Source organism: Microcystis sp. M079S1 (assembly GCF_020246425.1).
GTDB classification, from domain to species: Bacteria; Cyanobacteriota; Cyanobacteriia; order Cyanobacteriales; family Microcystaceae; genus Microcystis; species Microcystis aeruginosa.
In genome coordinates this window covers 1-11302 of record NZ_JADBSZ010000278.1, presented here as the reverse complement: position 1 = coordinate 11302, position 11302 = coordinate 1, and the positions used below count along the sequence as shown (strand labels likewise).

The 11302-nt window shown below is 43.0% G+C and carries 8 protein-coding genes and 1 pseudogene; 3 read left to right on the top strand and 6 right to left on the bottom strand.

Annotation, left to right across the window (positions count from 1 at the left end; all coding sequences use genetic code 11):
* Window positions 1-157 precede the first annotated feature (157 nt).
* Window positions 158-2962, top strand: a pseudogene (locus IM456_RS18210) (LamG domain-containing protein); the annotation flags it as partial.
* Between the two features lie 255 nt (window positions 2963-3217).
* Window positions 3218-3655, top strand: coding sequence for a DUF29 domain-containing protein (locus IM456_RS18205; RefSeq protein WP_271973175.1), 438 nt, complete (start codon window positions 3218-3220; stop codon window positions 3653-3655).
* Between the two features lie 476 nt (window positions 3656-4131).
* Here IM456_RS18205 and IM456_RS18200 read toward each other — a convergent pair whose 3' ends face one another.
* The 3 genes from IM456_RS18200 to IM456_RS18190 form a co-directional block, all read right to left on the bottom strand.
* Window positions 4132-5475, bottom strand: a complete 1344-nt coding sequence (locus IM456_RS18200) for a TldD/PmbA family protein (RefSeq protein WP_149985985.1) — start codon at window positions 5473-5475, stop codon at window positions 4132-4134.
* Between the two features lie 93 nt (window positions 5476-5568).
* Window positions 5569-6213, bottom strand: a complete 645-nt coding sequence (locus tag IM456_RS18195; RefSeq protein WP_287693591.1) for a DUF456 domain-containing protein — start codon at window positions 6211-6213, stop codon at window positions 5569-5571.
* 2 nt (window positions 6214-6215) lie between these two features.
* A complete protein-coding gene (locus tag IM456_RS18190) occupies window positions 6216-7685 on the bottom strand; it encodes a TldD/PmbA family protein (protein WP_012266273.1) in 1470 nt (489 codons plus the stop codon).
* Window positions 7686-7869: 184 nt separating this feature from the next.
* Here IM456_RS18190 and IM456_RS18185 point away from each other — a divergent pair, with 184 nt between their 5' ends.
* Entirely contained in the window at window positions 7870-8334 is a 465-nt protein-coding gene (locus tag IM456_RS18185) for a hypothetical protein (protein ID WP_002757789.1), read from the top strand.
* A 544-nt stretch (window positions 8335-8878) separates the two neighbouring features.
* Here the strand turns inward: IM456_RS18185 and IM456_RS18180 are convergent.
* Genes IM456_RS18180 through IM456_RS18170 form a run of 3 tightly spaced genes read right to left on the bottom strand, consistent with a single transcriptional unit; the run spans window position 8879 to window position 10879 of the window.
* Window positions 8879-10174, bottom strand: coding sequence for a DNA cytosine methyltransferase (locus tag IM456_RS18180; RefSeq protein WP_287693589.1), 1296 nt, complete (start codon window positions 10172-10174; stop codon window positions 8879-8881).
* Window positions 10175-10217: 43 nt separating this feature from the next.
* Window positions 10218-10655: a PIN domain-containing protein gene (locus IM456_RS18175; protein WP_287693587.1), complete on the bottom strand. Its 438-nt coding sequence runs from the start codon at window positions 10653-10655 to the stop codon at window positions 10218-10220.
* Window positions 10656-10657: 2 nt separating this feature from the next.
* Entirely contained in the window at window positions 10658-10879 is a 222-nt protein-coding gene (locus tag IM456_RS18170; RefSeq protein WP_149985981.1) for a hypothetical protein, read from the bottom strand.
* Between the last annotated feature and the right edge of the window lie 423 nt (window positions 10880-11302).

The window sequence follows — 11302 nt, the reverse complement described above, 5'->3', positions numbered from 1 at the left end:
CCCTTATATAGAAAGACATTGCTTCGATTTTTGCCAATTGTTTTCAATCTAGAACGAGCTAATCAATTAAGTCTCTTGCCAGATAAAGATTTAGCCGATTTCTGCCCCCTGATCGAACCATACCAAGTAACGAAGAACCAAGTTTGATGGGGTAAATGATTGTGTATCTTTACCGGAAATCAACTATGACTTATCTAAAGGAATGTCGGTGGAAGCTTGGGTATGGTATGACAGTTTCCAATCTTGGTCCAGAATTATCGACTTTGGCAATGGTGCTGGTAATGAAAATATCCTGCTTGCCAATGACGGATCATCTAACACACTCCACTTTGGGGTATATCGGCAATCCACAGAACAGTCAGTTAGAGCAACAGGTGCATTAGAAACAAAAAAATGGATTCACCTAGCCGCAACCATTGATGCTTCAGGAATGGCAACCCTTTATAAAAATGGTGAGCGGATTCAAACAGGCAGAGTGCATCTTCCAAATAATCTGAGACGGACTATTAACTATATTGGCAGAAGTAACTGGTCTAGTGACAGATTTTTTCATGGCCAAATTACCGATGTCCGCATCTGGAATACAGCCCGCACCCAAGCAGAAATTAAGGCTAATATGTCTCGACGCCTTAGTGGAAAAGAAGCGAATTTAGTGGCCTATTATCCCTTTAATTTCATTCAAGTCGAAGGTGCTACCAGAAGAGTTCTAGACCTAGTGGCGAATAATCGTGGCACTGTGGTGGAAGCGAACATCGTGCAGGATCAAACCCTATCTATTGCCAGCTTCATCCGAGGTGAGCAGTTCGGTAAATTGGCAGAAGTTCGTGTTTGGAAAGTTGCCCTAAGTGATGATGAAATTGCTATCAACAGCACCCTACTTCTGAGTGGCAACGAACCAGGTTTGTTGGCTTACTACCCCATGAGTGAAGCCACAGGAGTGGAAGTGCGCGACTATTCCGGTAATGGCAATCATGCCACGGTATCGGGGGCAAATTGGTGGGGATGTACAGCACCCATTGGCAAAATTGACAATCTCCCTAGTGCCGATGCCCTAGTTTCTGCTGAGTACAGCAGCGTGACTGTGGAATCATCCACGAAAACCAAGGTGGCCATCATGCGGCGATTCTTTGCTTATCCTGCCACCAATGGAGTCACCCTGCTACCAGATAAGCGGATTGAAACCTTAGAACTGAAATGGATTGGTAACGCCCAATTTGCTCCGACTTTGTTGGGTTATATCGAAGGTCCACCCCCCGTACCCAGTGAAAACCTAACCTTGTCAGACGATTACAATGGCGCGACTTCTGTGGAATTAACCATGTCTGAAGATGTCGAGTTTAGCTGGAACCGATCGCAAGATGCTGGGTTAGGAGCAACAATTGATACCTTTATTGGAGCAGGGGGAACAATGTCTTTTATCACTACAGCTGCGGGTGTGGGGACTTCCATCGACAGCAGTGCCAGAGTGGGTTTTAAAGGCAACTTTGACTTCAGCTACCAATTCCAAAATGAAAGTAACATTACTTCGAGTTCATCTCTGAGCATGACCGATAAACTGGAACTACGCGGCACACCCGAAGAAACTACTAAGTTTCCCCATTTGGGGACACGATTTATTCCCAAGAATATTGGCTATGCTTTGGTTGTTTCAGCCTTGGCAGATGTGTTTGTCACCCGACTGGCCCGCAGTGGCAAAATGGTCGGCTACCAAGTGCAGCCGGTAGATGGCATTCCTCCAGATGTCAACACCATCACCTTTTTGATGAATCCTGCCTACACGATGAGCGGTAGCTTGGACGGGATGACCGGCAGCAGTGCTACTAGCCAGCGCTTCTTCAAGCACGTTCCCGAAATGCGTAGCCAGTATGGTTCTCTCTATCCCGCTAGTTACTATCGCTTGAAAGAGGCGTATGACTTAAAACGCCAAATTGAAGCGGAAGATAAACGCCGAGAATCTTACTTTTCTAACTTTAATGTGCGTTTAGTCGATGAACTCTCTTTGAACCGAAACATCGACAGTGGGGATGCACCAACCACCATTGGAGTACAACGGGAAGAAGACAAACCGAATACCCAAATGACTGACGAGGAGAAGAAAAAAGCCCAAGACCAGAAAGCCGAACAATTTCAAGCAGATACTGCTGCTGCTTCTGACAAGGCCAGCGCTGCCGCTCAAGCTAAACAAGCGGAGATTCAAAGCCAAATTACTGACCAAGACAAACGAGTGCAAGCCACAGAAAGTTTTGCCGGCTGGCAGAAACGGATGGAAAGTATCCAAATTCGGGCAGGTAAGCGCAACATCGTCAATACCTACGTTTGGGATGCCGATGGTGGTCTGCGAACTGAAGCCCAAAGCTTTGCCAATACCGTAGAACATACCATTGGTGGCTCTTTTGGTCTGAATGCCGGGTTAGGAGTTGACAGTTCATTCTCAATAGGGGGGGTTGATGTAGAACTCACCGCCCAAGCTACGGTCAACTTAACTCAAACCATGAGCAAAACTGAAGCTCGGAGTAAGGGTTTTGAGTTGAATGTAGATCTGAGTGGTTTGGAATATAAAGGCATTACCGACTACAACGATCGCCCGATTATGCCTGGGGAAAAAGTAGACCGCTATCGGTTTATGAGTTTCTACCTAGAAGGCAGTAGCAATCACTTCCACGACTTCTTTAACTATGTAGTCGATCCTGAATGGTTACGCAGTAATGATGAGGAAGCGGTGGCTTTGCGTCAGGCCCAAGCAGGTAAACCCAATAAAGCCTGGCGGGTACTGCACCGGGTTACTTATGTGGAACGTCCAGCATTGATGGGCTTTGGTCGGGATGTGCGTAAATTACGCGCTGCTGCGGCAGTCAGTGACAATCAAGCACTGTTGGATAAGATTGCTAAATTGGAGGAAGAAAACCAAAAACTTGAGGAGAAACTGGATACTATCATCAGTTTGTTGAAAGGGCAGAAATAATTGCTCATTAGGGTCTGCTAAATAAATCTCAAATTAGGTGCCAGGTTTTGAACACCGGCGAGCAATTCGCCCCTACCGCTCAAAACCTGGCATTTTTAGGGGCAATCGCGTCAGTTTCCACACCTCACGTTCTAGAATATATCTGGATTTCCCCCATAGATATCTACTACAATAGCCGAAAAACCCTATCTATCAATGGATACACCCATTAACCTTTCTTAATCTACTAAGTAATTTTCTATGGAGAGTTAAATTATGTCGTCAACTGCCTACGAAACTGATTATAATCAATGGCTAAAAGAGACGGTAAAACAGTTACGAGAGCGCAATTTTGAGCAGGTAGATTGGGATAATTTAATTGAAGAAATCGAGAGTATGGGAAAAAGTGATAGACGAGCTTTAATGAGTCTGTTAACCCGTCTTATCGAACATCTTTTAAAGCTGGCTTATTGGCAAGAAGAAAAAAAACGGTCAGGTAATCATTGGGCGGCAGAAATAGTCAATTTTCGCGCCCAAATTCAGCATCGTTTAGAAGATAGTCCCAGCTTACGGCCAGAATTAGCAGCTATGTATGATAAAGTTTATCCAGTGGCGATTAAATCGGTTTCTCAGCTTTTTTCCCTCAATTCAGACGCTCATATATCCCTCGAACAAACATTAGATGATAATTGGTTTCCCCCGGCTGAAAAATAGTTCTTAATTAGGAGTAATACTAAAGCTGAATAAATGTGAAATATAAACGAGATAAGGGTTTTAGTGTCCTGTTTCGCTCCCACAGGTGCAAGATTTTGAGAGAATCGTGGTTCAAAACCTTGGGTCTTCATCGGCCCGCGTCCTGTAGGGGCGAAGCATTCGGGCAATAACCTATGGTGAAACCGTAGATTTTCTATCCGAATGCTTCGCCCGTACTTTTTGCCGCAAACCCTAATCAGTTTTTAATAACCAGATTTATACTAAATCCGTTGAGTAACGCACAGAAAACGGGTTTCTCGGAGAAACCCGTTTTCTACTCATGCAAAAGACAAAAGGGAGAATCGATAATCAGTCTTTAATAACCAGATTTAGTGTAATTTGCATAGTCAACAGCTTACCCACGACTATAAAATTAGCATCCATCTTGCGGGGGTATTACCCTTGTTAATACCCCCTATTTTTGGTCCGATATAGTGTTAAGCTTCTCCTGTGATTGATAAACCCGCTACCCAAACGTAGGGACAAACACCACTGGGAGTAATAACTGCTTCCGGTTCCAGATAAACAATCGATTTCAGCAGTGTTAAAATATCCCCGGCTACGGTAGCGGAATCGATGCTAACGCGCTCATTTTTGTTCACTAACCAACCATCAAAGGGCAAAGAGAAGGAACCTTGTAGAGAATTAACTCCTGCATGAAGTGCCTGTAAACTATCAATTAACACCACATTTTCTGCTGTTTCCAAAGAATAGCTTTTTGGTTGATTAGCACTAGCAAAAACGTGATAAAAATGGGGACTAACCGTTACTTTTGACCCAATGTTACCGTTGCCAGTCGGTTCTGTATTCATCCGTTTAGCGGTAATCGTGCTATGGAGAAAATTCCTCAAAATCCCCTCTTTAATTAATTCCACACGACGGGTGGGAGTGCCTTCACTATCAAAAGTTTCTGCGGCAACATTAGCTGGATGGAGGGCATCATCACACAAATTTAAGGCCGTAGCGGCGATTTGTGTTCCTAGGGATTCAGGAGTAGAAAGACTCTGTTTATCAAGGACATTTTGGGCATTAAACAGATTAGAAAATGCCCCTATGAGACTCAAAAAGGCGCGGGGGGCAAAAACCACCAAATATTTACCCGTGGTAATCGGTTGATAGTCCAGATGGCTAACAGTTTTGGTAATCGCTTCCTCGATGCAACCATCGATATCTAATTTTTCCAGGCCCGGACTCACCCGAAAAGCACCAGCGCTGCGGGGTTTTTTGCCTTCCTGTTCGGTTTTGGTGTATAAATACACACTGGCATAACTACGCGCTTCCTGACGCATTGCCCCGTCGCTATTGAGATAAAAACGTCTGACCTGCTGTTGTCCCAAACCGTTATAGGGAACACTGGCAATAGCCGGATGGGCCGCTAGTAGGGATTTTTCGGCGGCTAATAACTTATCGACGAGAGTGGATACAGCTGCTTGATTAGACATTTCGCTGGCCACTTCTGTGGTGGGTGCGGTGGCAGCAGGACTAAAATCGGGGACATTTTCCTTAACACCAAAAAAGCTGGCTTCTTGGGCGGTTTTCAGGGCTAATTGCAGTCCCACCGGGTCCACATCGGTGGTCGAGGTGACACCGACTTGATTATCCCGATTCCAGACGCGAACGATAACGCTGGAACGATTGGAAGCTTGTACCTGTTTGGGTTCCCCTTGAAACACATCCACATCGGTTTCATCGACAGAAGAACCATAGATGTCGTATTTAGCAATTCCTAAAGCTTGGGCGCTAGAATTAGCGATTTGGGCGATATCTTCAACTTTTGGCATAGATTTGGTCAGAAATGAGATGAATGTAGAATTGAGCGGTCAGCCATCAGCAGTCAGCTAGATAAAAGTGATATTTATCAGAAAAATGGCTGATTAATTGAAAAACAAAGAACTCAAATCTGAAAACTGAAAACTGAAAACTGAAACCTGATAACTGAAAACTGAAAACTGAAAACTGATAACTGAAAACTGAAAACTGATAACTGAAGAGAGATTGGGCCAAGTGGTGACAATAAAGACGATAACGGCGGCCGTGGCCAGCATAGCTTTGGCAACGTGACCGATAACCGTGCCGACGACGATACCGACACAGACTTTTAGGGATTGTTGCAAACGGGGGGTTAATTCCAAATCGCGACGATAGGCGTATTCTCCGACAAAAGCCCCCACCACAGGACCGACAAATAGGCCAATAATCGGGCCGCCAATGGGTAAAGCGGGTAAAAGCCCGAATATTCCCGCTAATAAACCCACTACTAGACCGATTTGACTCCAATTGCTAGCCCCAACTTTTTGGGCACCGAGATAACTAGCGAGGAATTCCACCCCCAGACTGAGGAGAAGGATAACAAAGGCAACGGCTAAAGCGACCCCCATCCCCGCGAATTTGGTGACAAAACCCCACACCAGCATGGCGATTAAAATCAAACTCATGCCGGGGACAGCGGGCAGCAGTTCGCCAATTATCCCCACTATCATGATGGCAATGAGGAAATAGTAGAGAATTACTAAAGTCATGATTAACGACCGCCAACGGTAATAGAATCGACTTTTAAATGGGGTTGACCAACGGTGACATAAACGCTACCACTGACGGAACCGCAAAAACCCGCCGCTAGTCCTAAATCTTGGGAACACATAGAGATTTTATTCATAATCTCCTTGGCTGAACCGATTAAAGTCGCGCCTTTCAGGGGTTTAGTCAGGTTGCCATTTTCGATAAGATAGGCCTCCTCGACGGCGAAATTAAATTCCCCGGTCGCCCCCACACTACCACCGCCCATTTTTTTGCAATAAATGCCTTTATCGATGGAATTAAAGAGATTATCGAGGGTATATTCCCCAGGTGCGATGTAGGTATTCCGCATCCGACTAGCGGCGGCATAGGTGTAGTTTTGACGGCGACCGCTACCTGTGCGCGGATGACCGGTTTTAATTGAACCGGTGCGATCGGCAATGAAGTTTTTTAGGATACCATTTTCAATTAGGAGAGTACGCTGGGCCGGCATTCCCTCATCGTCCATATCGATAGTACCGAAAGCTTTATCGGATAATCCTTCGTCCCAAGCCGTCAGGTTTTCGTGGGCGATTTTTTCGCCTTTTTTATCGAGAAAGGGCGTGGTTTTTTGCTCAATTTGCGTAGTTTCTAGCAAATGACCGCAGGCTTCGTGGAAGATAACACCGCCAAATTCATTGGCCATGACGATGGGATAACTGCCGGATTCTACATAGTCAGCGTAAAGCATTTTACCCGCCGATTCGGCTACTTCTGCCGCCGATTCCTCGGCATTCCACGTCCGCAGAAAATCGGGATTACTGGTACTACCCACCCGTTTACCAATGCTAGAACGATTAGTCCCATCGGCACAGAGGAGATTATAGCCCACCGATTGGGTGAGGCGAATATCCCGGGCAAAAGTGCCATCACTAGCGGCAACTAAAATTTCTTGCCAATCGCGAAAATAAGCGGCGCGACGAGATTGGACGTGAGAGGCTTTCTGATTGAGTTGAACGTTAGCAGTTAGGAGAATATCACCCATTTCTCGCAAAGAACTGCAATTATTCAGCCAAATATCTTTATTTTTGACCGTGGCATAATCCCGGAACATTTCCAGATTGATTTCGGGAATATATGCGTTAGGACTGGGTAGGTTTAAACCGAGAATCGATAAACCTTTTTCTAGGGCATTTTTTAAGCCTTGGAAGCTTAAATCATTGGTACTGACATAACAATCAGCTTTACCGCGAAAAAGGCGGATTCCTGCCCCTGTAGATAGTTTCGGTGAGAGACTGGTGATGGTGTCATCTTCGGCTAAACAACTGATATAGTTGACTCTTTCGAGGAAAAATTCGATAAAAGTTGCCCCGGCAGCCCGTCCCAGTCCTAGGAGAGTGGACAAAGGGGCCGCCCAAGAGCTATCAAAGCGCTCCAGACTAGGATTATATTTCAGGGTGGGGAGTTCTTTGGAGATGAGTAGAGTGGGTGACATAAAGCTCGTTTATCAGTTAATCTGCTGGTTTCTAGTCTAACAGTTCTCAGTTTTTTCCGTATTGGGGTGGGTTAGCGCGGCCCAACCCAGCTAAATTTTTCTCCTTCATATCTCTTAATAAAAACCTTGATTCGATCGCTCATCGCCCCCAAGATTAAATAAAGAGCGACTCAGGATCAAAATAATGGCCACAGCGACACAATTCTTAAACATTTCTGACTTGACAAAAGATGATTATTGTGTATTCGGTTTAGCGATTTGTTTTCTCAAACAGGAGGGAGAATTAGAAAAAGTGGCGGTGTTAGAACCGATTCCCTCGGCGGCCCTAGAGGCAATTGTCAAAGGAATTCCCACTTCCTACGAATTTGCCCGCGCCATGGCTTTAGGAGAGGTTTTTCAGGACGATAATCCTCAAATACCCAGTAATTTCCCCGATAATGCTCAATTATGCGAGAATTTTGTCGAAAGGGCGATTGCGGCCACTCGCACCTACAAAAATCAACCCCATCTGCAAGGGTTAATCCCCTTGGGCAGCCAAAAAGACGATTTAAACTTTTCTCTAGAGAAAAAACGCATCTTGAATGCTGTTCATGTGGTGCGGACGGAGGATAACGTCAAACAACATTCTCACACCCATAAGGTTTTGTAATCAAGGTTAGTTCGGGTTAGGGAAATTTTGCAGTTTTCCCTGATTCCGAACTCAGGTTATGGCAGTTATCTTAAGGGTGAGGTGTAAAGTTGTGATTTTGAGGAGTTGATGCCCAATTAAGTAGGGAGGCACAATTATTTGTAGGATGGGTTAGCGGTAGCGTAACATGAGCGGGCGTTGGGTTTCATACTTCAACCCAACCTACGTTCATCTAAAAAGATTATAATTTGTTTTCTCAATTTAGGATTAGTAAACCATGGCAAGTATAGAAACATTATTAGCAGAAATTATTAAGGCTGCATCTCACATTTGCAGAAATAGCGACAATCGGCAATTATTGGTGAATCTTAAATTGGTACAAGTATATTAACAACTGCGTGTAAGCATCTCACCGAAAAGCAAATGCGCGAGGGGTTTGGGGGGTAGAACCCCCCAAAAGCTTGGATTGAGTCATAAAATCGAAAGTAACGCCCAATTTTCAAAGAGAGGTTCCCTTTAAAAACCCCAACTTAGTAGATTTATAAAAATGAGATGCACCCAATTATTAAGGCAATGCTACACATAAATTTTTGCTGACTGAATAAATATCTTCAAACAAATAATCCCATTGATGTTCTAGGTGTCTAGCAATGTGGTAAGCAAGCAAAGGTGGGACAGCATTACCAATTAATTTGTAACCATCCGTAGCCGAAAGTGAATATTTTTCATCTCCCTTATTTTGTGGACGCACAAATTGAAAATCATCGGGAAAAGTCTGTATTCTCGCACATTCCCGCACAGTTAAACGTCTCATTTTTAACCCTGCTTCTAACTCATTAACTATCTTTCCCCCTAATTCTAAAGATAATCTCCTAAATTCAATATTACCGTGATGTTCCGAGCGAATAGTCGGACCTAAACCCTGTAAATTAACCTCGATTTGTCCCTGAGTTTTACCATAATGTTTAGCTTTTGAATAGCTTTTTTGTGAGAGGTCAAATAACTCATCTTCTGGTTCTTCTAAACCTGATAATATCTGACCCACTGTACTGTAAGTTTTAAGAGGATATATTGACTCAAACAGATTTAATTGATGCTTAATAACTTTATGGGTTGGATGCGGAAAAATATCATGATTTTCTAGATGTCCTATCGCTGTCGCTTTTAAATAGGTTTTATTTAAACCGATAAAGATAATTCTTTCCCTAGTTTGGGGAATTCCGTAATCGGGAGCAAAGAGAAGTTTAGGGATAACTATATATCCATCTTTACCAATGGCACTAAAATCATCTTCAATTATATCTTTAACATTAGCCAAGGAGATTAAACCTTTAACATTTTCAGCAATAAAAACTTTAGGTAAGGTTAATTCAATAACTCTTTTCATCCAATAATAGAGTTTCCCGCGATTGTCCTGAAAACTATCTTCACTCTCGTCTAGCAGTTTCCCCGTGTGACTTTTGTGAGAATTAAACCCCTTTCTTTTTCCTGAAACACTAAAATCTTGACAGGGAAAACCTCCCGTTACTACATCGATATTACTGGGAAACTGAAATTCTCCTTTTTCTGCTTGTTTGACTAAATCTACAATACTCCCCAAGTGAAATACATTCTTTTTACCCCTTTTTTCAAAGTAGGGAATCCAAGCATTATGAGCAGCCTTAGTTATATCATTAGCAAAGACAGTTTCAAAAGTAGTGCGCGGTAGTTTTAGCCATGGTTCCCGTCTTTCTACTATCCAATCTTGATGAATATTTTCATTAACACAGTCTTGGTGTACCCAAAAACCTCCCTCTAATCCTAAGTCCATTCCCCCGCAGCCAGAAAATAGGGATAAAACTCGCTTTTGTTGCCTATTCATCACTATTGATTTAATGAGTAATTTAATAATATCACACTGATAATCAACTCGATCGAAAGGGATTAATTAAAGTTAGTTGATTGGATATTATTAACCCATCCTGCATATCTTCAGAGTAAAGAATATTAGCCTCGGATGCTAAGGCACTAGCTACAATTAAACTATCCCAAAAAGAAAAACTGTATTGAGTGCGGAGTTCAGAGGCTCTTAAAATAATATTGCGATCGAGTTGAATAACAAGACATCCATCGTAAAATTCTTGAATAATTTGTCTAATTTGAATTTCACTTATTTTAGCTTTTTTGGATAAAACAGCGCAAACTTCCTTAATAATTTGCGTACTGATTAAGATATTTTCCCTGCTAGTTAAAGCGGCCGCTAGATTGCGTTTTCGCCTTTCTGCAGCATCGTTACACTCTGGGTCTATTAAAAGACGGTAGAGCCAGATATTAGAATCACAAAAATAAAGAGAATTGGTCATAATTATAGCTGATGAATTTCTTCCCGATTTAATTGACGAATACCTTGAACAGCAACGGGTTTCTGAGTTAATTGGGCAATGATTCCAGTGGTTGATATTTTTTTATTTTGTTTGATCACAATAACTTGAACTTCGCTGTCTTCCCTCAAGTCCTGTTGGTATTCTTCGGGAATTTCGATGATACCTTGTTTGATTTTGGCTTTAAATTCCACTGCATTTAACATATTGTTTCTCTCGAGCGACTGTCTATTAAGATTAATTATAACAAATCCTGGTTAATCCCAACATTTCCTTCGGCTCAAAGGTCTGCGGATTGGCATTGAAACTATTCTTTATCAATAGATTTATTGCGCTGGTACTCCCGAAGAAATCCCTAAGATTTATCCTTCCCTGAGTTGAGAACAAGTTTAGGCGACAATTTTATCTTATCTCCACAACCAAGCATAAGTTAAGCAATACATAGGGTTTGCTGAATAAATCTAAAAACCTTGTTGGATAAGACTTTTCGACCTTTTTGAAATCCAAAAGTGCCTGGCATGGGAGTGATCAGGGGGAAATTCAGGTACTTTTTCCCTGAAAATTAGGTAATTGACCCCCTCAAAATCGGTAAAACCCCACACCCCACACCCTACACCCTACACCCTGCT

Coding starts and splice junctions, on each gene's coding strand:
- IM456_RS18205 (WP_271973175.1), top strand. CDS start 3,218: ATGTCGTCAACTGCCTACGAAACTGATTATAATCAATGGCTAAAAGAG.
- IM456_RS18200 (WP_149985985.1), bottom strand. CDS start 5,475: ATGCCAAAAGTTGAAGATATCGCCCAAATCGCTAATTCTAGCGCCCAA.
- IM456_RS18195 (WP_287693591.1), bottom strand. CDS start 6,213: ATGACTTTAGTAATTCTCTACTATTTCCTCATTGCCATCATGATAGTG.
- IM456_RS18190 (WP_012266273.1), bottom strand. CDS start 7,685: ATGTCACCCACTCTACTCATCTCCAAAGAACTCCCCACCCTGAAATAT.
- IM456_RS18185 (WP_002757789.1), top strand. CDS start 7,870: ATGGCCACAGCGACACAATTCTTAAACATTTCTGACTTGACAAAAGAT.
- IM456_RS18180 (WP_287693589.1), bottom strand. CDS start 10,174: ATGAATAGGCAACAAAAGCGAGTTTTATCCCTATTTTCTGGCTGCGGG.
- IM456_RS18175 (WP_287693587.1), bottom strand. CDS start 10,655: ATGACCAATTCTCTTTATTTTTGTGATTCTAATATCTGGCTCTACCGT.
- IM456_RS18170 (WP_149985981.1), bottom strand. CDS start 10,879: ATGTTAAATGCAGTGGAATTTAAAGCCAAAATCAAACAAGGTATCATC.